We start from the raw sequence: 21,789 nt of genomic DNA on the forward strand, positions 1-21,789 counted from the left end.
ATATAGTGATAATTCACTTTATCATTATTTTAAAAAATATGGAACGATCCAATAAAACATTTGTGATTTTCTTGTAACAGTGTGTAGAATCTGGCTATCCCTTTTAATGGAGTATCTCTTGTGAGTGAAATTAATACTAACCAAAGCTTTATCACTGGTGGAAGCGCAAAAAACCAAAACTATGCGTTGCCTTTAACTGCTATGACGACCTTATTTTTTCTGTGGGGTTTTATTACGGTTTTAAATGATGTGCTTATACCGCGTCTAAAAGATGTATTTGACCTTAGTTACACAGAAGCGATGATGATTCAATTTTGTTTCTTCAGTGCATATTTCATCGTTTCATTGCCTGCTGGTATGTTAGTAAAGCGGTTTGGTTATAAAAATGGCGTGTTGAGCGGCCTTATTGTCGCATCAATAGGATGTTTATTGTTTTACCCCGCAGTTGTGGTGCACGAATATTGGCTCTTTTTAAGTGCGTTATTTGTGTTAGCTGCTGGGATCACTGTTTTGCAAGTTTCTGCGAACCCTTATGTCGCAGCACTTGGACCAGAAAAAACGGCTTCGAGCAGGCTCAATCTCGCACAGGCACTTAATTCATTAGGTACAACAATAGGGCCGGCAGTTGGTGGGTTTTTGTTATTTGGTGGGGCCGGTGCATTGGCCGCTGAAGCGGGTGCGGACGCAGTTAAAGTGCCGTATTTAATGTTAGCAGCTGCGCTATTGACTATCGCAGTTGTGTTTGCCTTTTTGAAATTACCAGAGATCACTGCTCATACTGAAGAACAAGACTGTAAAGTGAAAGAGCATAACTTGTTAGAAGCCCCCCACTTAGTGATGGGTGTCGTTGCGATCTTTTGTTATGTGGGTGCTGAAGTCGCAATAGGTAGCTTTTTAGTGAATTATTTTTCTGAAGGGCACATTGCAGGTCTTGCTGAGCATGAAGCAGCTAAATACATCAGTTATTATTGGGGCGGGGCAATGATTGGTCGCTTTATCGGTTCTGCTGCCTTACAAAAGGTTGCTCCTTCTAAAGCATTGTTATTTAATACGATATGTATTGTCACTTTGCTCGCTGTGACGATATTAACGGATGGTACTGTTGCTATGTGGTCTGTACTTGCCATCGGCTTATTCAACTCTATTATGTTTCCGACGATATTTTCAATTGCGATTGAAGGGCTAGGATCGTTAACAAGTAAAGGCTCAGGTTGGTTATGTTTAGCGATAGTTGGTGGTGCAATCGTACCGTTACTGCAAGGTTTATTTGCGGACTTTGTTAACATCCAGCTTAGCTTTATTATCCCTGCGATATGTTATGTTTATATTGCTTGGTATGCCATTAACGTGGTTAAATTATCAGAACGCTGGACCCGTAAGGTAAGCTAAGATCACTGACTTATCGTGATCAGGCAAGCATTCGCTTGCCTTTTTTATATCTGTTAACAAAATTCTATCGCAATTGTATTGAATACGTATTCATAATCGGTGTAATATAAATTACCTTGGAACGATCCAAAGAAGTTTAATAATAAAGGAGAGGCAGATGCAACGCTCAGTATGGGCTTTCGCAATCGCAGTTACTGCAACAAGTGCGTTAGCAAATTCAAAAGATACGAGTAATACCCAATGGGTCGACACATTTATCGGTACTGGTGGCGATGGTCACACATTTCCAGGTGCCGTGGTACCTTTTGGGATGGTGCAACTGAGCCCTGATACAGACAACCCGATGCGCGGCGAGTCTCAACAGTCAGAGATTTATAAACGCTTTGCTGGCTATCATTATGATGACCATACTATTACTGGTTTTTCCCATACCCATTTTTCAGGCACGGGTCACTCTGATTTAGGTGACTTATTGGTTATGCCGATGACGGGCGATATTAAAACTTCGGCGGGGACAGCCAGTCACCCTGAACAAGGTTATCGTTCGCGATTTAGTCATGATAAAGAATGGTCAGAACCAGGATATTACGGTGTTGAGCTGCTTGATTATGATGTCACGGCAGAAGTTACGGCGACCACGCGTGTCGGTATGCATAAGTATACGTTTAATAGCGCTGACAAAGGTCATGTTATGTTTGATCTAACCGCAGCAATTTACAATTTCAAGAATAAAGTGATTTGGAGCGATTTACGCAAAGTAGATGACCATACCTTGGTCGCTTATCGTGCTACTAATGGCTGGGCACGCAACCGCCAAATGTACTTTGCGATAGAATTTTCGAAGCCAATTAGCGAATATAAGTTTATTAATGAAGATAACAATCGTTATCGCTGTATGGGGTGTTTAGGCAAAGAAAAGCACTCAACCATCGAAAACCAAGCTGTTAAGCAAACAGCGGGAAAGGCTGTAAAATTTGTTGCATCATTTAATGATGTTAAAGGTGAACCACTTTACATTAAAGTAGGGTTATCCGCAGTGAGCCGTTCAAACGCACTGGAGAATTTAAAAGCCGAGATCCCTGACTGGGATTTTGACAAGACTCGCCAGGCAGCTAAGGCGCAATGGGCAGAGCATTTGGACAAAGTAGATGTTGAAGGAACTAAGGCACAAAAACGTCAATTTTACACCGCACTTTACCACACTCTACAAGCGCCAAGTATTTATCAAGATGTGAATGGGCAGTATAGAGGTGTTGATGGTGAAATCCATGAAGGGAAAGGGTTTGAGCATTACACGTTATTTTCGCTGTGGGACACATATCGTGCATTACATCCTCTGCTTACATATATCGCGCCAGAGCGGGTATCGGGGATGATCCAGTCTATGTTAGTACATTACCAGCAAAGTTATGAAAAGATGTTACCTATTTGGTCATTTCATGCACATGAAACATGGACAATGATTGGTTACCATGCCGTATCTGTCATTGCTGATGCCTATATGAAAGGAATACGAGACTTTGACACTGACTTAGCGATTGAGGCTATATTAAGCACTGCAAACAATCCTGTTTATGACGCTATCCCCGAATATAAAAAGTTTGGTTATGTACCCATGGACGTATTACCTGAGTCTGTTTCGATTACGCTGGAGTATGCATATAATGATTATGCAATAGCACGTTTGTTTGAATCTATGGGGAAAACTCAATTATCAAAAGAGTACTTTGCACGTGCTATGAGTTACAAAAACGTGTTTAACAAAGAAACTGGTTATATGCGAGGCAGAGACAGTGCGGGTAAATGGGATCCAAACTTTAACCCATTTGAGGCTAAGTACATGGGGCCATTTACAGAAGGAAACTCAAAGCAATATAGCTTCTATGTACCACAAGATGTTGCTGGACTTATTGACTTAATGGGGGGAGATGAAAAGTTTGAGCAACGGCTAGATGCTTTGTTTGATACTCATTTGTCAGATGAGATGATCAAAGAACATGAGGATATTGCGGGCCTTATTGGTAATTATGCACATGGAAATGAGCCTAGCCACCATATTGCATATCTATATAACTATGCAGGTAAGCCATGGCGTACACAAGAGCGTATACGTCAGATAATGGATACATTGAGTTCAGATAAACCGGATGGGTTAGCTGGAAATGATGACGTCGGGCAAATGTCTGCTTGGTATATTTTCTCGGCGATGGGCTTTTACCCTGTATCACCGGGCGATTTAAGCTATGCAATTGGCGCACCGCAAGTCGAAAAGGTAACTTTGAAGCTAGCGGGAAATAAATCATTTACGACGTTTGCAAAAGGATTGAGTGAGCAAAATAAATATATCCAATCAGTGACGTTAAATGGTAAGGCGTTTACTCGGAATTACTTAACACATAACGATATTGTTGCCGGTGGCGAGCTACGCTATGTAATGGGGAACAAGCCTAATAAACAGTGGGGTAAGAATATAACAGCGCGTCCACCTGCTTTATCGGAGTATCAATAATGAAACATCGATTAAATATTATCGTCAGCGGATTTGCTTTATTGTTAAACACGAGTCTATTTGCGGCGGCGCCAAAAGAAGTTGAATTATCTTTAAAGCCAGTAACTTATATAGGCGATATTCATTGGCAAAAATTTTCTTTACCTAAAGTTACGTTGACGCGCAAAACGAAAATAGCAAATACGCATTGGGATAGTTTGAATAGCACACTAATTCAACAAATTAGCTATAATGTCGCACGATTATTATACCGTGATGTAGCCAAAGCCCCAAAGTTACCAACGCTAAGTATAATACTCGAAGATATGAAGGGAGTGGCGTATAAAGAAGGTGACTTCAATGGCGCGGTAATTCACATAAGTGCTCAATATTTTGCGACATTTGCGGCCAAAAATAGTGCGCAAGCCGTGTATGATGAATTAGTTGGGGTGCTCTATCATGAAATTGCGCATGCCTATCAGCTTGATGATCATAATTATCAAGAAATAGGTCCCGTGATTGAAGGCATTGCAGATGTAGTGAGAATGAAGGCCGGCTACGTTGATTTCTCACATCGTAAGAGTGGCGGGCAATACGATAGTGGTTACAAAACCACAGCTTTCTACCTGTATTGGCTAGAAAAAAACCATCAGCCGAACTTGTTGGTTGATCTCAATGCTCAGCTTGATCCGTATGATAAAGTAAAATGGAGCTGGTCGTTATTTGCTGAAAAGACCGGAATATCACTCACTGAATCTTGGCACAGATATCAAAACTCATTGTAAACAACTGTGATTTTGCTTACCCCTAGCAAGGATAAAAGTTGTGTTGTTGTACCAAAGGTGAGTTAGCTCACCTTTTTTATTTTGTATTTTTAATTATTTTATGCAGTACTAAATCAGTAATTTACTAAACTATCAAAAGGATTGTCCGATAAGTAAGAGACATATGCTCTCATTTTTGCTAATTATGGGTAGAGTGGGATATCAAGCTTACAGTTGATAGTAGTCCCTGCAATAAATACAAAAGAATAGGCTCAGGATGTTCAAATCGTTTAAGTTCACAAGTAAAGTCACAATCGCAGCATCATTGGTGCTTGTTATTGTACTAGGATTGTTTACCGTTAATAATTTTGTGTCGATGCGCGCACAAACGCAAACTCAGTTAACCGCCGTCCTTCAAGAAATATCTCATTCAGTTTCCCAAAATATCGCCAACTGGCTAAATGATCGATTACAAGTTGTTGAGTCTGTCGCATTGGGTCATCGAGAGTCTGATAGTGAAGAGCAGGTTCTTAGGCGCTTAAAAACAGCCGATGTCGCAGGAGACTTTAAAAATGTGTATGTCGGAATGCCCAGTGGTAAATTTGTGTTAGATGATCCGAGTATTCAGCTTCCAGCAGATTATGACGCGACAACTCGGCCATGGTACAAATTAGCGCAGTCAAAACGGAGCACAGCATTTACTAACCCGTATATTGATGTCACAACAAATGAATTAACTATTTCAGCTGTGGTTCCCATGTATGATGGTAGCGCATTTGCAGGTGTTGCTGGTGGTGATATCGACATGGCAACGATCACTGAGATTATTACCGAAATTGACTTTTTAGGGTTTGGCTATGGTTTCTTACTAGATAATAACGGGCGTATTTTATCTCACCCTGATCCTGCATTTAACGACAAGCCAATGGCAGAGTTGTTTGGTAGTAACGTGCCATTAAATGAAGCATTTATTGAGCTCGAGATTGACGGCCAAGATAAACTGGTTTCTTTTATTGAAATGAAAGGAATCAAAAATGTTGATTGGTATTTGGGGGTCGTGATCAACAAAGAGATTGCTTACTCTTCAGTGTCGTCATTTAGAAATATGGCGGCTATTTATATGCTCTTGGGTGTGGTCGTTATTGTGGTCATGTTACAAGTGTTACTCAAATACTTGATGAAGCCGGTTGTTAATCTTAATGAAGCGATAAAAGACATTGCACAGGGTGAGGGCGACTTAACACGCCGACTGGTTGTAGAGAATGATGATGAGTTTGGTGAGCTGTCTAATTACTTTAATCTATTTATAGACAAGATCCATAACTCTATTGTGCAGGTGCGTGATACAACAGTGTCACTTGATGACTCAGTAAAAAGTTTGGTAGACCAAACCCAATCCACATTAAATATGTATGGCGATCAATCTAAACGTACTGACAATGTTGCTACGGCGATTAACGAACTATCTTCTAGTGCCGTTGAAATATCGAATAATGCAACCCATGCGTCAGAACTTGCCAGCGAGGCAAACCAGCTGAGTAACGATAGTCAAACAGCACTCAATGCAAACATCGCGGAAATAGCATCGCTCAGTGACAAAATGTCAAAAGCGCAGTCGACAGTCGATAGTTTAGATAAACACTCAGCGAGTATTGGCCAAGTACTTGAAGTGATTAAAAGTGTGAGTGAGCAGACTAACCTGCTAGCGCTCAATGCTGCGATAGAGGCTGCTAGAGCAGGAGAAGCCGGGAGAGGGTTTGCTGTCGTTGCTGACGAAGTTAGGCAGTTGGCTCAAAGAACACAAGAGTCGACCCAAGAAATCGAAAATACCATTGTTGAGTTACAACAGGGCTCGGCATCAGCGGTTGCCGTGATGAATTCAAGCTTGGATGATTCCGCTAAAAGTGCGCTCCAAGCGACAGCGGCGGGTGATAAAATGGGGGAAGTAAGCCATGCGATTGAGTCCATTGATGGTGTAAATCATGCCGTTGCAAGTGCGACGGCTGAACAAAATTCGGTTATTCAATCACTTGATAGTGATATCCATCATATCAGTGACTTAAGTGTTCAAGGGGCTGAAAATTTAAATGGTACCTTGGCTGAATGTAAACAGTTACAACAGCAGTTTGATGAACTTGAAGAAATGGTATTGAAGTTCAAAGTATAAACAAAAAATTTAAGGAACCAGCAATTATTTGCTGGTTTTTTTTGCCTAATAAATACGTCCTCACTGTTCAGATTCCTTTAATAATGCTGTACCTGAAAGGGTTGATTTCTCTATTATGACAACTGTCATTTTTTTGTATTTTTATCGCAACACGTTTGTCATTAAACGACTTTAGACTGCTCGCAACTTAATTACTAGAAAACTAAGGTGTATGCGATGAAGTGCGTGAAACCCCTGCTACTTGCAACTGTATTTGCAACTACAGCAAGCGTTCAAGCGAATGACTTACAAAAAGTCATAGACAAGAGCAATGTGATCAATGATTCAGCTCAAACTACTCAAACAAAAATTGATTCTATTTCAGACTCAATGCAATCTCGTCTGCAAAAATTCAAGACGCTTAATAAAGAGATTGACGGGCTGACAGTTTATAACGCACAACTTGATAAGCAAATCGAAAACCAACTGAGTGAAATGGTTGCAATTAATGCCTCTATGGATCAGGTGTCGGTTATAGAACGCCAGATTACACCTTTGATGTTAAGAATGATCACAGGTCTTGAGCAATTTGTCGCTCTTGATGTGCCATTTTTATCTGAAGAGCGCGCGGAGCGCGTTGAAACACTTAAAAAAATGATGGAACGAGCTGATGTGACATCGAGTGAAAAGTTTCGCCGTGTTGTTGAAGCTTACCAAGTTGAAGTGGATTACGGCCGAACAATCGAAGCTTATACCAGTCTACTAGACGTAAATGGTCAAGAGCGAGAAGTAGACTTCTTACGAATCGGTCGATTAGAGCTACTATATGTGACCAAAGATGGCTCTCATGCCGGCAGCTGGGATCAAAAAGCGCAGCAATTTGTTGCGGTTGATGATACAGCGATTAGTCAAATAAACAAAGGGCTGCGTATTGCTCGCAAACAACTAGCCCCTGATATGCTTACCCTACCTGTTCACGCGTCTAAATAGAGGTTCAAGATGAAATTTTTAAAGCAGTTTAGCCAAAAAGCCATCTTGGCAGCAACACTGGCACTATCAACAAGCGCATTTGCAGATCAAGCGTTGAACTTAGATTCGCTACTTAAAACGTTAGAACAAGGGCAAGTAGCTCAAACAACGCAAAACAAAGCGCGTGAAGCAGACTTTCGCGCGAAGCAAGACCAACAAGTGTCTATGCTAAATGCGCTTACAAATAAGCGTAACGGAGAGTTATCACGTTCAGAACGATTAGAAACATCATTTGAAGAAAATGAAATCAAGCTGCAAAACTTAACAGATACCTTGTCTAAGAGAATGGGCTCTTTAAAGGAGCTATTTGGTGTGTTGCAGCAAGTTGCGGGTGATTCAAGTAACAAATTTCAGACTTCTGTGGTTTCTGCACAAATCTCAGGTAGAAGTGCATTCATGGATGAGATGGCGAAAAAAATGGGTTCTTCATCACGCCTTGCATCTATCGAAGACATCGAAAAGGTGTGGTATGAATTGCAGCGGGAAATGACAGAGCAAGGTAAAGTATCTCGCTACAACAGTGAAGTGATTGTAGCTGGTGGAAGTAAGGTGACGAAAGAGGTGTTGAGAGTTGGTGCATTTAACTTAATTGCTGATGGAAAATACCTTACATATAACCCAGTAACAAACACAACATCAGAGCTTACGCGTCAGCCTGTTTCTCGGTTCACAGAAACGGCTGCTGACTTGCAATTAGCAACGGCGGGCACGGTTGAGTTTGCACTTGACCCGACAGGTGGCTCTATACTTGGTTTGCTAGTTCAAGCACCCAATACACAAGAGCAGGTTCATCAAGGTGGTGCAGTTGGTTACGTGATCCTTGGCGTTGGTGTACTTGCACTGCTGATTGCATTAGAGCGATTTTTCTCTTTGATGATTATGGGGGCAAAAATCCGTCGTCAACTTAAAGAAGATGTGGCACGAGATGACAACCCATTAGGTCGCGTTATGAAGGTAAAAGAACAATATCCGAATGTGGCTTATGACACCCTAGAGTTAAAATTGAGCGAAGCTATTTTGCGAGAAATGCCAAAAATTACACGTAATTTAACGCTCATTAAGATTATATCGGTTGTAGCACCTTTATTAGGTCTGTTAGGTACGGTGACCGGCATGATTAATACGTTCCAAGCAATTACTTTATTTGGTACAGGTGACCCTAAATTAATGGCAGGTGGTATTTCACAAGCACTTGTTACTACTGTACTAGGTCTTGTTGTGGCTATTCCAACGGTATTCTTATACACGCTGTTAAATACCCGTTCTCGTAACTTGCTACTGATATTACAAGAGCAAAGTGCAGGGATCATTGCTGAGCGTAGCGAAAAAGGAGCGTAATCGTGGTGCTATTGATTGAAGCAATCAATACGCTGCGAGAGTTTTTAGACACTGGTGGCCAAGTTCTCTTGGTCATCGGTCTAATAATCTTTGCGATGTGGTTGCTAATTTTAGAGCGGTTCATGTTTCTATTTGGACGGTATCGCACATACAAAAGAAGTGTTTTATCACTTTGGGAAAACAGGGCTGAGCGCAACAGCTGGAATGCAGAGCAAATACGCCAAGCTCAGATTTCACGGGTTGGCATTCAGTTAAATGCAAATTTATCTTATATCAACGTAATGGTCGCATTGTGTCCGCTTTTAGGTTTATTAGGTACGGTTACCGGCATGATAGAAGTGTTTGATGTGATGGCTATAACGGGTAGTGGTAGTGCTCGCTCAATGGCATCGGGTGTGTCTAAAGCAACGATCCCTACGATGGCAGGCATGGTTGGCGCATTATCAGGTGTTTTTGCATCGACGTATTTACAGCGCAAAGCAAAACGCGAAGTTGAGTTACTAGAAGATAAAATGTTACTTGATCATTAAGTGGTTAAGTATAGGAGGAAAATATGAGAGCCCCATTAGCAAAAGTGTTTCAAGAAGAAGAAGCCGAAGAAATTAACATGACCCCAATGTTAGATGTTGTATTTATCATGTTGATATTTTTCATCGTTACAGCATCATTCGTCAAAGAAGCTGGCATCGATGTAAATCGCCCAGAAGCGGCGACTGCGGTTAAAAAGCAGCGTGCAAATATTTTAGTTGCAATTTCCGATACCGGTGAGATTTGGATTAATAAACGACAAATTGATGTTCGCGCAGTTCAAGCGAACATTGAGCGTTTAAAAGCTGAAAATCCCCAAGGTAGTGTGGTTATTCAAGCCGATAAAAAGGCCACGACTGAAATGTTGATCAAAGTCATGGATGCATCTCGTGCCGCTGGTGCCTTTGATGTATCAATTGCTGCACAGGAATCATAACTATGCGTTACTTAATAGCACTTGTGATTGCAGGTGTTGTTACTTTCTTCTTGTTCTTGGGTATGCAGGCGCTTATCCAAGGCGGAGAAGGGGCAATGACAGAGCCTGTTAAAGGAAATGTACTTGATTTTGTGCGTTTGAAAAAAGAAGAAACGGTACAAAAGAAAGAGCGTAAACCACAAAAACCACCTACGCCAAAAGAGCCGCCACCACCAATGGATGCGCCACAAATGCAAAGTAATAACCTCGATGCAGCAGGTGCTGATTTTGATTTCAGTGCAAATGTAGAGGCTGATGTAAATCTGGCCGGCGGGCTTGCACTAGAATCGAGCGATGGCGAATATTTACCGATTGTTAAAGTAGCACCCGTTTATCCACGTCGTGCTTTGTCTCGGGGTATTGAAGGATATGTGATTGTAGAGTTTATAGTAACTAAAAATGGCACGGTTCGAGCGCCTAAAGTTATCAATGCAGAACCCGAGTCTATTTTTGACCGCGCAGCACTAGATGCCGCACTAAAATTCAAATATAAGCCTCGAGTTGTTAATGGCGAAGCTGTTGAAGTTGCGGGTGTGCAAAACAAAATATCATTCCAAATAAACGGTTAATTGTTGCGGACCGAGGATGCGATTATGAATAAAATTAAGTTATTAGCACTGTACGGTGCCATGTTTGTGACTGGGACTGTGGGACCAGTAATATTGTCATTGACTCCAATGACTGATGTAGGAACAGCGTTTGCTGAAACAAAAACCAAACGGGTTCCAGCTTTAAGAGAAAAAGTATATAGCCAATTAGCCCGTGCTCAAAAGCTTGCCGACGATGGTGATGTCCAAGCCGGACTTGAGGCACTTGATGGTATTAAAGAGCGTGCATCAAGTATGAACTCTTATGAGATTGCAATGATGTATAACTTTTATGGGTTCATTTATTATAATGAAAATGAACTAGATAAAGCCATTGCTGCATTTGAGTCAGTAGTTTCTGAGGAAGGAATACCAGAATCACTTAGGTTATCTACAACGTTTAGCCTAGCACAGCTAGCAATGGCAAACTCTGATTATAATAAAGTGAGTAAGTACCTCGATGCATGGGATGAAATTAATAATAAACCTGCGCCTGAGTCTTATTATATACTCAGAGGTCAAGTGCATTATCAGTTGAAGGAGTACGCTAAAGCGCTTAGTTATATTGATACGGTTATATTACTTTCAGAAAATAAAGGTGATATACCAAAAGAAAACTGGTTAGTACTAAAACGCGCACTCCATTATTCAATGAGTGAATCAAAAGAAGTTGTAAGTGTGCTGGAAAAAATGGTTCGATTATATAATAAGCCTGCATATTGGATTCAGCTATCAGGCATGTACGGAGAGGTTGGTGAAGAGAAAAAACAATTAGCATTGTTCGAAGCTGCCGACCAGCAAGGATTTGTCAAATCACGCTCTGAACATATGCAATTGGCGCAAGTATACATGTTTAATGGTTTGTCATATAAAGCCGCGCAAGTATTAAAACGAGGCTTAGCTACTGAGGTTGTCGAAAATAATGCTAAAAATAATGCATTTATCGCAGAAGCCTTTATTCAAGCAAGGGAAGATGAAAAAGCCATCCCGTATTTTGAGCAAGCAAGCAGTCAAACACAGCACGGTAATTTTGATCAACGCTTGGCCGAAGTTTACATTAATTTAGAAATGTTTGATGAAGCTGCTGATGCTGCACGTAGTGCTTTAAATAAAGGGGAGCTAACATTCGAAGCGAATGCGTATGTTGCTTTAGGCATGGCGCAATATAATCTCACGAATTTTGATGCTTCTATATTAGCTTTTGAACAAGCAGAAAAGCACAAAAAATCGGCAAGGCTTGCAAAGCAGTGGATAAAGTATGTGAAAAAAGAAAAAATACATGCTGAAACATTAAAGCAAACTTTACTGTAAAAATATAATCGCAACACCAAAGCTGCTCTAGGGCGGCTTTTTTCATTTCTTTTATATTATATTTTGTTGTAAGAACAAATTAAAATGCATTATTAAATCTGTATTTACTTATCATTAACCAAAGTCGTTATTTGATTTTTTGATTTGAAATAAATTAAGAGTTCTTTTGTTAACTTTTGATGACAGGTTGTTTTTGTAACCTGTTTGTCATGAAAGTATTCTAATTTACCCCTCAACAAATTAAAACACATAAATAATAAGTTTATATCTCATATTGGAGTTAGCAATGGAATTACAAAACCTTTTCAAAGTTTCGGCGATTGTAGCAGCGATGGCATTAACTGGTTGTGGTGGTGATATAGAAGTTACACCGACCGTTAATGACACAAGTGTTAATAATTCAAATAACACAACAAATAACACTGGTACAGATACAGGCGGAACACCAACTACTCCAACTGACCCTGTAACACCGACTAACCCTTGTACATCTAGAACAGTTTCTGGCACGGAAGTTCAAGGTACATTCCAAGCTCCTCATTGTGTATACGGTACAGATTTCGCGGGTAAAAACTTAGAGATAGCATCTGATATTACATTTGCAGACTTAGAGAATGATGGCGCTCATGTATTCAAAGGTGCTCTTTTAATTGGTGAGAACTGTAATACTACAACGGGTTGTTCTGTACCAGAGAATGGCCCTACTTTAAAAGTAGAAGCAGGTGCGACGCTTGCGTTCACATCAGGTGAAGCCATCATCCGTATCGCACGTGGTGCAAAAATTGATGCAATCGGCACCGCTGACAAGCCAATTTCATTTACTTCAGCAAATACAATCGAAGCGTTTGATTTAGCGAATATTGGTCCGCAGTTTGCTGACTGGGGCGGTATCATCATCAATGGTAAAGGCTTAACAAATCAGTGTACAAATGTCGAACGAGCTGAAAATACTTGTAATGCTAACGCTGAAGGTATTGTGAGTCACTTTGGTGGTTCTGATAATGCAGATGGCAGTGGTCATATTAAATACGCGAATATTTGGTATGCGGGTTCAGGTCCTCGTGATGGCGGCCCTGGAGATGATTTAAATTCATTAACATTAAATGCTGTGGGTTCAGGCTCAAGCTTTGAGTATCTTCACATTCACCAAGGTTTCGATGATGGTATTGAATTCTTTGGCGGTGCTTCGACGATTAAAAACATCGTTGTGACGGATACACAAGATGATGCAATTGACATTGATGCAGGTTGGAAAGGTAAAGCACAGTTTATCTACGTACAGCATGGTACTATAAAAACTAAAAAAGACGTTACGTATCAAGATTCTGATGGTAACCCAGCGTTAATTGCAGCTGGCTCTGAAGGCTACATGGGTAACAATGGCTTTGAAACTGATGGTGAGAAAAACAAAGGTGCTGATTATAGTGAAGTACCAGCATCAAACCCAATGATTGCAAATGTGACTGTAGTAACGACCGATGGAAAGTCTATCCGTGACAACAGTTCATCTCAAGCCGCAAAATTTGATGACGCTATTCAGGGGCAATACTACAACGCGTTGTTTGTGAAATCAGCAGCCGCACAAGGTGGTCAAGAAACAAAATGTATTGAATTTAAAGATTCGGATGCAGCAGCAAATGCAGAAGCGGATACACTTAATTTCCACAACTCAGTTTTAGCATGTACCGCAAACTTTAAATCAGGCTCAGAGCCACTTCCAAATGGCGAAGGCAAAGAAGAGTGGTTTAAAAATGCGGGTTCTAGCTTAGTGTTAGATGGTGCGCAAGATGTGCTTGCTGCAGATGGCTTTTCAACTAACTCAACATCAACAGCGATTACTATTGCAGCAAATGATTTAAGCACATTAAATGACAGCTTCTTTACAACAGTTGACTACATCGGTGCTGTTTCAAATGCTGACACATCGAGCGAGTGGTACAAGTGGGTTCAAAAAGCAGTAACAGCTGCTAACAACGACTAATCATATCGATTTAGGTTGTTATCAAAAAAGTAGGCGCAGTGGTTGCGCCTTTTTTATGATTTTTGGCAGGAATGAAAATGAATAAACACATGAAACTTAAAAAAATAGCGTTAGCTGTTAGCACCACACTGATGGTGGGCGTTTCAATGCCAATACTTGCGGCAGAAGAGCAAACAATTGAAGAAGTTGTGGCGGTTGGAACACGTTTGCAAGGCAGTGCAGCAGCGGTAATTGAAGAGCGTAAAAATCAAGCATTTGTTGCCGATATTATGGGAGCAGAGCAGCTATCGCGAACAGGTGACAGTGACGTCGCGTCTGCTTTGAGGCGAGTGACAGGGTTAACTTTGGTCGACGGTAAATTTGTATATGTTCGTGGTTTAGGGGAGCGGTATTCAAGTGCCCGACTAAATGGCGCTTCGGTACCAAGCCCTGATTTGACTCGAAATGTTGTACCTTTAGATATTTTCCCTGCGAGTATCATCGAAAGCTTAGCGGTACAAAAAGCTTATTCACCATCCATGCCTGCAGCGTTTGGTGGTGGTAACATCGATATTCGAACCAAATCTGTACCGAGTGAGTTTACGGCTGGGTTTGAAGTTGGCGTTGGTCAAAATTCAAATGCAACAGATGGATTTACTTACAACCGTGGTGTAGGCGGAATTCCTGAACCTTTAAAACAGGGCGTTGTAAGATATAGAGGTGATTTCAGTTTAGCTGGAATAGTCGATAAAGATGCATTAACAGGCAGTGAGTCTCAGACTCGTGCTGATCAAGCCGGCTTAGTCAACAAAACGTTGCTACTATCGTTACCCAGAGATATTACGGTAAAAGAAGAGTCGTTATCTCCAAATTATGATTTTAAAGCAAATATTGGTGATAGTTTTGAAGAGCCGTATTTCGGTGGCACAATTGGTGCAATGTTAGCAGGTTCTTATGACAAAGATTGGCATTACAGCGACCGAAACACAGCCGTGGTTGATGAATCATTGCAAGAAGGTTGTAGCACAACCTTAGTGAGTGCCGAAGATGCCAGTAACTCTTGCTATGTCACAGTGAAAAACTCGAAAGTGACCACAGAGAATGAACGCATCAATGGTGTGTTCAATATTGGCTATAAACTCGATCAACACAGTGTTACATACTCAAAAATATACCTTGAAGATAACGAGGATGAGCTGGAAATCTCTGTGCTTGAGAGCCCAAATGGCAGTACTGTTAGAACGATATCTGGTACCGGTGAAGCACAGCGTCAACATAAGTTCAATTATGAAGAACGTACACTTGATATTGATCAAGTAATTGGTCAACATACTTTCCTTGACTTGGGGGGGATCGGCTTTGATTGGCAGTATACTGAGTCGACGGCAGAGACAGATATCCCGACCAACATCGATTATAAATTTATTGATAGCTACAATGAAGCTGGTCAATATGAAGGGTCGATTGTCACCGGAGATGATAACCGAGTCACTTATAACTTTACTGATATGGAAGATTATGTAAAGTCGTACAGTGGCAACGTGACATTACCGCTTACATTTGGTAAAGCAGAAGTCACCTTAAAAACAGGGTACGATTTTACTGACAGAGCGCGGGTATACAATACATCGAGTTTTGTTATTAATAATGAGACGGGCATCTCTATTCCGGTAAATTCTGATAATGGTGTGCTTGGGCTTACTGGGTATGTAACGGATGAATTTGTTAGTAATAATGACTTTTTCTTAAGTTTCAATGAGCCAACGGCGCCAAGTGCCGATGATTATATTGCAGCGCAAAAAATAGATGCTGGATATGCTGAGTTCGACGTGTTTTTTGACAATACTTGGCGCGTAAGTGGCGGTATTCGTTACGAAGATTTCAAGCAAGTGTCGATCGGTACGTCTAGTTTGATTTTTGATAGAATTACACAAGGCATTTTTTATGATGCTGCAAAAATTGAAGCTGGCACAGTCAATGATGATGACTTTTTTAGCGCATTGTCACTTACTTACCTAGCTGACAATAATTACCAAGTGAGATTTGGCTATGGTGAAACTGTTGTCCGTCCAGATTTGCGTGAATTAGTTGCCGTTGCCTATTTCGATCCGCTGACCGATATTAAAACGTTCGGTGTTGCTGGCTTAAAAAGCAGTGATTTAAAAAACTATGATGCGCGATTTGAGTATTATATGGATAACGGAGATAACTTCTCTGTTGCTGCATTTTACAAAGATATTACTGCACCAATTGAAACCATTTTAAAAGTGGGTGATGAAGATTATACCGCAACGTTTGTAAATGGGGACACTGGTGAAGTGTACGGTATTGAAGCTGAATGGATGTATGATTTATCAAATGTAACCAGTGGTTTGTTTACCGCGGGTAACATTACACTGAGTGATTCTGAAGTGTCGATTAATCCTGCTCTAGCAGGCAATTTGACCAACCCGACTAAAAGAATGACCGGTCATTCTAAGTACGTGGTTAATATGCAATTGAACTATGACTCTGTGGACGGAATGCACAGTGGTTCTTTGGTATATAACGTATTTGGTGAGCGGATCCTAGCATCAGGCATTGGTGGTAGAGAAGATGCTTTTGAGAAACCATTTCACTCGTTAGATTTAGTGTATACCTGGTACCCAGATTTTAACTCTAAAGTTAAATTTAAAGTGAAAAACTTACTGGGTGAAGACCAAGAAGTGACACAATCTGGTTACGCTGTTCGTCAGAAAGAATCAGGTACAGCTATGAGTGTAAGTTATAGCTATGAATTTTAATTAAGTTGCTAAAAAAGCAAAAGGCTGAACAGGTGTTCGGCCTTTTTTGTTTCTCATAAAAAGCCACTATCTTTTTATATAAAAGTGATAATTTCAATAGACTCTCTTCAAGTTATTTTGTATAGTACGCCACATAAAAATAAACATTAAGTTCATAAGCTTAATGACATTGTGACCTTTGTAACCAGAGGTGAACAAATCGACCCGGATATAATAATAATTAATACCAGGTTGTCAGAACCGAGTTCTTTTTTAGCGCTACTGGCGCTTGATTGGGACAACCTTTACATGTTGTATCCAAACCCCGCTTTGCGGGGTTTTTTATTTCCCGCTTTTGCTTATTGTCTATTCCAACTTTATTAGTATAAATTTCAATTGTTAACCTAATTTGTCTTTGTCGTGTTAGAAAGCATGAACTGAGTAAAAGTTGGTAAATCATTGGCAGTTCATTTACAGAATATGTAATAACTTTTACTCATTAAAGAAACGCTAGTAGTCGGCTAAGTTATTTGTTACTTTTAGACGTCTAGACTCACGCAATGACTCTAAATAACTTATATAAAGGTAAAATAAATATGAATAAAGTAGGACTCGTTGGTTGGCGTGGCATGGTTGGCTCAGTATTGATGGATAGAATGCAAACTGAGGGCGACTTCAGCAAGATCAATGCGCATTTCTTTACCACATCTCAATCTGGAGAGTTGGGGCCGAATTTTGCAGGTGAAGCTAAACCACTGCTAGATGCAACCGATGTTAGTGCTTTATCTAAGATGGATATTATTATTTCTTGTCAAGGAGGTGATTACACTAAATCTGTGTATCCAACATTGCGTGAAACGGGGTGGCAAGGGTATTGGATTGATGCAGCATCCGCTCTGCGCATGGATAACGACAGCATTATTGTATTAGACCCAGTCAACAAAGATGTCATAGAGCAAGGGCTAGAACAAGGCGTTAAAACGTTTGTTGGTGGTAATTGTACCGTCTCACTGATGCTTATTGCTTTAGGTGGCTTATTTGAACAGGATTTAATTGAGTGGGTAAGCCCAATGACGTATCAAGCAGCATCTGGTGCGGGGGCTCGAAATATGAAAGAGCTGATCACTCAAATGGGTGAAATACATGGTTCAGTTGTAGAGCACTTGTCTAATCCTTCATCTGCTATTTTAGAAATTGATAAGCTGGTCGCCAATAAAATCAAGTCAGATGATTTACCTAAAGATCAGTTTGGGGTGCCATTAGCAGGAAGTTTGATCCCTTGGATTGATGTGTCTATGCCTAGTGGACAATCAAAAGAAGAATGGAAAGCACAAGTTGAAGCAAACAAAATACTTGGCTCAAGCTGTTCTCCAATACCGATTGATGGTTTATGTGTACGTATTGGTGCGATGCGGTGCCATTCACAAGCATTAACAATAAAGTTGCGAGATGATATTAGCGTAGAGCGAATTGAAGAAATCCTCGAAGGCCACAATGAATGGGTTAAAGTTATCCCTAACGAAAGAGGTGTCAGTGCAGAGGAACTTACCCCAGTGAATGTAACGGGCACTTTAAGTGTCCCTATTGGGCGTATTCGTAAATTGACAATGGGCCCTAAGTATATTAGTGCATTTACTGTCGGTGACCAATTATTATGGGGTGCTGCTGAACCTTTACGTCGAATGTTGCGTATTATTACAGGGTAACCGTCATGGTGTTGTAAAGGAGAGGATATTCTTCTCCTTTATGTCAACAGATAGAGCTAGTAACGAAAGCTTTTTCCGTAATTCATTTACCCTTTGTCCAATATTTATTAAATAATTGTGGATAGACTTGTTTCAGTAGTTTAGGTTTACTTTTGAACTTTTTTCCCTGAGGCGCAAAATTAACGACATTGTGGTACGGTAACTCATTGCCGTTTCTTTCCTCGTATAATAACCCTGAGACTAAATCTAACTCATCACAATAGGGATAAGGGAGTGCGTCTTTTAGCGGGATATTTTCAATGCTAATAAGCGAGTCTGGATCCGATATTATATTATCTACCGTTTCCTTACCTTGTGTGAGTAGCCAATTGCAAAAGTCTAAAAAGTCATATTCTGTATTGCACCCACAGGTTACGAATGCTGCGCCCCAAATATCCCAATGCCATAACCGTCTGAGTTGCGTATTATAGTGGGTATCAAATGCTTCAATATCGTCACTTGAGAGACTCTCTAATAGTGATTTGAGGTGGCTATTTTTATCTTCAATTTCAACATCAATGGTAATGGTTTGCCAAAACAGGTCTAAGTTCATTGCTATATGTACATCGTATATCTCTGATACGAAGATCATAGCATAGACAAGGAGTTTATTGATAAACCTATAATTATCGATTTGTTGGGGAAATTAGTGTAAATTTGCGCATACTTTGATGTGGGAGGACCTCTTGCGTTAAGTTCACGGCTAAATTTAATATAGAAACCGAAGTATATAGAGGCGTTTATGTTCGATAATGGGTTTGCATGTATAGGGTTAACCAACCCAAAAAGTCCGAGTAATGTTGGCGCGGTAATGAGAGCAGCAGGTTGTTATGGGGTAAACTCTGTATTTTATACCGGTAAACGTTTTGATAATGCACGTAAATTTGCCACTGATACTAAAAAGGTTTATCAGAATATTCCATTAATCGGTGCAGATACATTGGAGTCGATGCTCCCGCTAGGAGCAACCCCTGTCGCAATTGAGCTTATTGAAGGTGCAAAACCATTAACGGAGTACACTCACCCTAAAAGTGCTTTTTATATGTTCGGACCAGAAGATGGCTCCTTAGCAAAAGAGTCATTGAAGATGTGCCAAGATGTGATTTACGTGCCAACACAAGGTTGTATGAATCTGGCTGCAACCGTAAATGTTGTATTGTATGACCGCTTACTTAAGTCTGGTGTGACGTTTAATAATGATGAGATCATCCGTGGTAGCCGAGACAATAACAACAATATTGTATTGTCAGAACTAATTGCCCGATGAATTTTCTGGGCAATGCATGAGCAATTAAAAAAGTAGCATGCAAGCCTAAATTTACTTATCGTTTTGTAATGCGCTTTTCCAGTCACAATGTGACATATTAGTAATTAAGCTGAGATTGATTTTACGTGGTTTTGGGGTTGGTGTTAGGCTGACCTCAACTGCTAATTTCTCTGCGAAATAGAATTTAACTAATTGTTTTACTCTGCGACTTTCTAACATTGAAAATTCATTCGCGAGGCGTACTTTAAGCCGGTTATCTGTTACAGGTTGGCCTTTGGCGTTATGCATTGTACGTATCCAAAATAGTAAAGCTTGTTTTGCTTTATTTGGAAAAGCATTTGTTAACGCGGCAATTGGTTCATATAAACGTTGATAGTTGACCACTTGATTTTGGAGAGTAAACAAAAATAACAAATTAAGTCCAGCAGTAACATTACCAGCGCGATTGTCATTATTTTGGTGCCCTTTTAATGCGCGTCTAAAGTAATGCTCGGCTCGTTCATACTCTTTTTTGTCTAATGCGATTACGCCTAAATTATTAGCAATTGTTGCGAGTTTGATTTTATTATTGTGTTTAGTAGCAATCGAAGTAGCTTGCTCGTAAAGTACTTCGGCACGGCGATATTTTTTTAAATAACGCGCAACTAGAGCTTTACTATTAATTAGTGCTAAACGTTGTTTAGGGTTCTTAGCGTATGTCAAAGCACAACTCAAACTTGCATTCGCATATTGGGGAAAACCAGATCTTCTAAACCAAATACCAATGGCACTAAAAATAGTGACTAAATTGTCTTTAAAATAAGCCGAATGTTGGTAGCTTTGTAATTGTTCTATCGAGCTGTCCATTTCTACTAAACGGTTAGTGGAAACTGATGCGCGTAGTTTCAATAAATGCCAACGAATTTGTGTGTTATCAGTGTATGACGCTAAATTATTAACCTGATTGAGTAATGTGAGTGTGCGAGATGGCTTAACCACCAAATAGTCTTCTGCCTCATCGAGTAGAGAATCGATACCACTTTGACTTGCATTGACAAACATAGTGAGTAAAAAGACGATAATAAAGAATGCTCTTAGGACCATCAGTTAATAACCTCTATGTTTAGTTATGTTACTTATATCACTTATTTTTGTACTGTTTAGTGTGGCTTATTTTGTGGTTAGTTAACATGGATGCACTCGTAATTATAGTTGAGTGTTTGCTTTACGAGACAATTTATTTTGATAAAGGGCAATATCGGCGTTGTGAATTAACTCATTGATTGTATCGCTTTCACTCATTTCGCATACACCAAAACTCATTCCTAGCTCTACAGTTTTGTAGTTAACGACCTGTGGTACTATTTTTTGTAATCTGGATACAAAGGCATAAGCATCTGCTATTTGTAGGCAGGGCAGTACAAGCATAAATTCATCGCCCCCTAGTCTAAACAACGTATCATTCTTGCGTATCGATTCATGCATTAATTTTACAAACCGTATAAGCAACTCACCTCCAGAGGAGTGGCCATAAGTATCATTAAGCATTTTGAAATTATCTAGATCAATCATCACAAGACAGCATGTTTGCCCATACCTCGCGACCCGCTCGTGCTCTTTATGCAACACATTGAGCATCGTGCGCCTATTTAGTGCACCGGTTAATACATCGGCTGTTGCGAGCCCTTCAGCAGTGCCAATTGCATCATTGTATATTTTGACGATAACTGCAGTGAGCATCATCACAATGCACGATGATAACGTACTGCGTAATGCAATTTCGAAGTCTAGTTGCGATATAAATGATGTTGACAGGGTAAGCCAATAAAAAAATGCAAAACCACATGCTACTTTGAAAGGAAACAACAAGAAAAGAGCGACTAAAAATGCCGGTAACCAGATTGCAGCGGCAAGAGGGGAACTTGATGCTAAGTACATTAGCATCATTCCTTCTACCACACCTATGAGCACACTATTAAACACATTTAATGGTTTTTTTAGCGTCGTACACCGGTGATCAA

General features: G+C 40.2%; 17 protein-coding genes. 14 read left to right on the forward strand and 3 right to left on the reverse strand.

Annotated features, from left to right (window positions below; all coding sequences use genetic code 11):
- Positions 1-120: 120 nt before the first annotated feature.
- From J8L97_RS09060 to asd, 13 genes are all read left to right on the forward strand, one after another.
- Complete coding sequence (locus tag J8L97_RS09060; RefSeq protein ID WP_211048922.1) at positions 121-1,389, forward strand: sugar MFS transporter; 1,269 nt, start codon at positions 121-123, stop codon at positions 1,387-1,389.
- 157 nt (positions 1,390-1,546) lie between these two features.
- Complete coding sequence (locus J8L97_RS09065) at positions 1,547-3,898, forward strand: GH92 family glycosyl hydrolase (RefSeq protein ID WP_211048923.1); 2,352 nt, start codon at positions 1,547-1,549, stop codon at positions 3,896-3,898.
- Positions 3,898-4,662, forward strand: coding sequence for a basic secretory protein-like protein (locus tag J8L97_RS09070; protein ID WP_211048924.1), 765 nt, complete (start codon positions 3,898-3,900; stop codon positions 4,660-4,662). The genes J8L97_RS09065 and J8L97_RS09070 overlap by 1 nt, the downstream gene beginning before the upstream one ends.
- A 256-nt stretch (positions 4,663-4,918) precedes the next feature.
- Positions 4,919-6,808 (forward strand): methyl-accepting chemotaxis protein, encoded by a 1,890-nt coding sequence (locus J8L97_RS09075; RefSeq protein WP_211048925.1) that lies wholly within the window; start codon positions 4,919-4,921, stop codon positions 6,806-6,808.
- Positions 6,809-7,024: 216 nt separating this feature from the next.
- Positions 7,025-7,777 carry a DUF3450 domain-containing protein gene (locus J8L97_RS09080; protein WP_210994925.1) on the forward strand — a complete coding sequence of 251 codons (753 nt, stop codon included), beginning with the start codon at positions 7,025-7,027 and terminating at the stop codon, positions 7,775-7,777.
- A 9-nt stretch (positions 7,778-7,786) separates the two neighbouring features.
- Complete coding sequence (locus J8L97_RS09085) at positions 7,787-9,154, forward strand: MotA/TolQ/ExbB proton channel family protein (RefSeq protein WP_211048926.1); 1,368 nt, start codon at positions 7,787-7,789, stop codon at positions 9,152-9,154.
- A 2-nt stretch (positions 9,155-9,156) separates the two neighbouring features.
- Positions 9,157-9,684 (forward strand): MotA/TolQ/ExbB proton channel family protein, encoded by a 528-nt coding sequence (locus tag J8L97_RS09090; RefSeq protein WP_210994927.1) that lies wholly within the window; start codon positions 9,157-9,159, stop codon positions 9,682-9,684.
- A gap of 23 nt (positions 9,685-9,707) precedes the next feature.
- A complete protein-coding gene (locus J8L97_RS09095) occupies positions 9,708-10,118 on the forward strand; it encodes an ExbD/TolR family protein (RefSeq protein WP_192509289.1) in 411 nt (136 codons plus the stop codon).
- A gap of 2 nt (positions 10,119-10,120) precedes the next feature.
- Positions 10,121-10,726 (forward strand): energy transducer TonB, encoded by a 606-nt coding sequence (locus tag J8L97_RS09100; RefSeq protein WP_211048928.1) that lies wholly within the window; start codon positions 10,121-10,123, stop codon positions 10,724-10,726.
- Between the two features lie 24 nt (positions 10,727-10,750).
- Complete coding sequence (locus tag J8L97_RS09105; protein WP_211048930.1) at positions 10,751-12,055, forward strand: hypothetical protein; 1,305 nt, start codon at positions 10,751-10,753, stop codon at positions 12,053-12,055.
- A 286-nt stretch (positions 12,056-12,341) separates the two neighbouring features.
- Entirely contained in the window at positions 12,342-14,036 is a 1,695-nt protein-coding gene (locus J8L97_RS09110) for a hypothetical protein (protein WP_211048932.1), read from the forward strand.
- Positions 14,037-14,113: 77 nt separating this feature from the next.
- The gene (locus J8L97_RS09115; RefSeq protein WP_211048934.1) at positions 14,114-16,798 is read left to right on the forward strand and encodes a TonB-dependent receptor domain-containing protein; all 2,685 of its coding nucleotides are present in this window, start codon (positions 14,114-14,116) and stop codon (positions 16,796-16,798) included.
- Between the two features lie 575 nt (positions 16,799-17,373).
- Positions 17,374-18,483 carry an aspartate-semialdehyde dehydrogenase gene (gene asd, locus J8L97_RS09120; RefSeq protein WP_211048936.1) on the forward strand — a complete coding sequence of 370 codons (1,110 nt, stop codon included), beginning with the start codon at positions 17,374-17,376 and terminating at the stop codon, positions 18,481-18,483.
- Positions 18,484-18,565: 82 nt separating this feature from the next.
- Here the strand turns inward: asd and J8L97_RS09125 are convergent, their stop codons facing one another.
- The gene (locus J8L97_RS09125) at positions 18,566-19,114 is read right to left on the reverse strand and encodes a DUF4240 domain-containing protein (RefSeq protein ID WP_247688598.1); all 549 of its coding nucleotides are present in this window, start codon (positions 19,112-19,114) and stop codon (positions 18,566-18,568) included.
- A 150-nt stretch (positions 19,115-19,264) separates the two neighbouring features.
- Here J8L97_RS09125 and J8L97_RS09130 point away from each other — a divergent pair, with 150 nt between their 5' ends.
- Positions 19,265-19,789, forward strand: coding sequence for an RNA methyltransferase (locus tag J8L97_RS09130; protein ID WP_211048938.1), 525 nt, complete (start codon positions 19,265-19,267; stop codon positions 19,787-19,789).
- A 51-nt stretch (positions 19,790-19,840) separates the two neighbouring features.
- Here the strand turns inward: J8L97_RS09130 and J8L97_RS09135 are convergent, their stop codons facing one another.
- Together J8L97_RS09135 and J8L97_RS09140 are read right to left on the reverse strand one after the other, a co-directional pair.
- Positions 19,841-20,872 (reverse strand): tetratricopeptide repeat protein, encoded by a 1,032-nt coding sequence (locus J8L97_RS09135; RefSeq protein ID WP_211048940.1) that lies wholly within the window; start codon positions 20,870-20,872, stop codon positions 19,841-19,843.
- 102 nt (positions 20,873-20,974) lie between these two features.
- Positions 20,975-21,706 carry a GGDEF domain-containing protein gene (locus J8L97_RS09140; protein ID WP_211048942.1) on the reverse strand — a complete coding sequence of 244 codons (732 nt, stop codon included), beginning with the start codon at positions 21,704-21,706 and terminating at the stop codon, positions 20,975-20,977.
- Positions 21,707-21,789: the final 83 nt, after the last annotated feature.

Source organism: Pseudoalteromonas sp. MMG012, assembly GCF_018100875.1.
In the GTDB taxonomy this organism is placed as follows: domain Bacteria; phylum Pseudomonadota; class Gammaproteobacteria; order Enterobacterales; family Alteromonadaceae; genus Pseudoalteromonas; species Pseudoalteromonas aurantia.

Coding starts and splice junctions, on each gene's coding strand:
- J8L97_RS09095 (WP_192509289.1), top strand. CDS start 9,708: ATGAGAGCCCCATTAGCAAAAGTGTTTCAAGAAGAAGAAGCCGAAGAA.
- J8L97_RS09115 (WP_211048934.1), top strand. CDS start 14,114: ATGAATAAACACATGAAACTTAAAAAAATAGCGTTAGCTGTTAGCACC.
- J8L97_RS09085 (WP_211048926.1), top strand. CDS start 7,787: ATGAAATTTTTAAAGCAGTTTAGCCAAAAAGCCATCTTGGCAGCAACA.
- J8L97_RS09135 (WP_211048940.1), bottom strand. CDS start 20,872: ATGGTCCTAAGAGCATTCTTTATTATCGTCTTTTTACTCACTATGTTT.
- J8L97_RS09075 (WP_211048925.1), top strand. CDS start 4,919: ATGTTCAAATCGTTTAAGTTCACAAGTAAAGTCACAATCGCAGCATCA.
- J8L97_RS09080 (WP_210994925.1), top strand. CDS start 7,025: ATGAAGTGCGTGAAACCCCTGCTACTTGCAACTGTATTTGCAACTACA.
- J8L97_RS09100 (WP_211048928.1), top strand. CDS start 10,121: ATGCGTTACTTAATAGCACTTGTGATTGCAGGTGTTGTTACTTTCTTC.
- J8L97_RS09125 (WP_247688598.1), bottom strand. CDS start 19,114: ATGATCTTCGTATCAGAGATATACGATGTACATATAGCAATGAACTTA.
- J8L97_RS09105 (WP_211048930.1), top strand. CDS start 10,751: ATGAATAAAATTAAGTTATTAGCACTGTACGGTGCCATGTTTGTGACT.
- asd (WP_211048936.1), top strand. CDS start 17,374: ATGAATAAAGTAGGACTCGTTGGTTGGCGTGGCATGGTTGGCTCAGTA.
- J8L97_RS09110 (WP_211048932.1), top strand. CDS start 12,342: ATGGAATTACAAAACCTTTTCAAAGTTTCGGCGATTGTAGCAGCGATG.
- J8L97_RS09065 (WP_211048923.1), top strand. CDS start 1,547: ATGCAACGCTCAGTATGGGCTTTCGCAATCGCAGTTACTGCAACAAGT.
- J8L97_RS09130 (WP_211048938.1), top strand. CDS start 19,265: ATGTTCGATAATGGGTTTGCATGTATAGGGTTAACCAACCCAAAAAGT.
- J8L97_RS09070 (WP_211048924.1), top strand. CDS start 3,898: ATGAAACATCGATTAAATATTATCGTCAGCGGATTTGCTTTATTGTTA.
- J8L97_RS09140 (WP_211048942.1), bottom strand. CDS start 21,706: ATGTACTTAGCATCAAGTTCCCCTCTTGCCGCTGCAATCTGGTTACCG.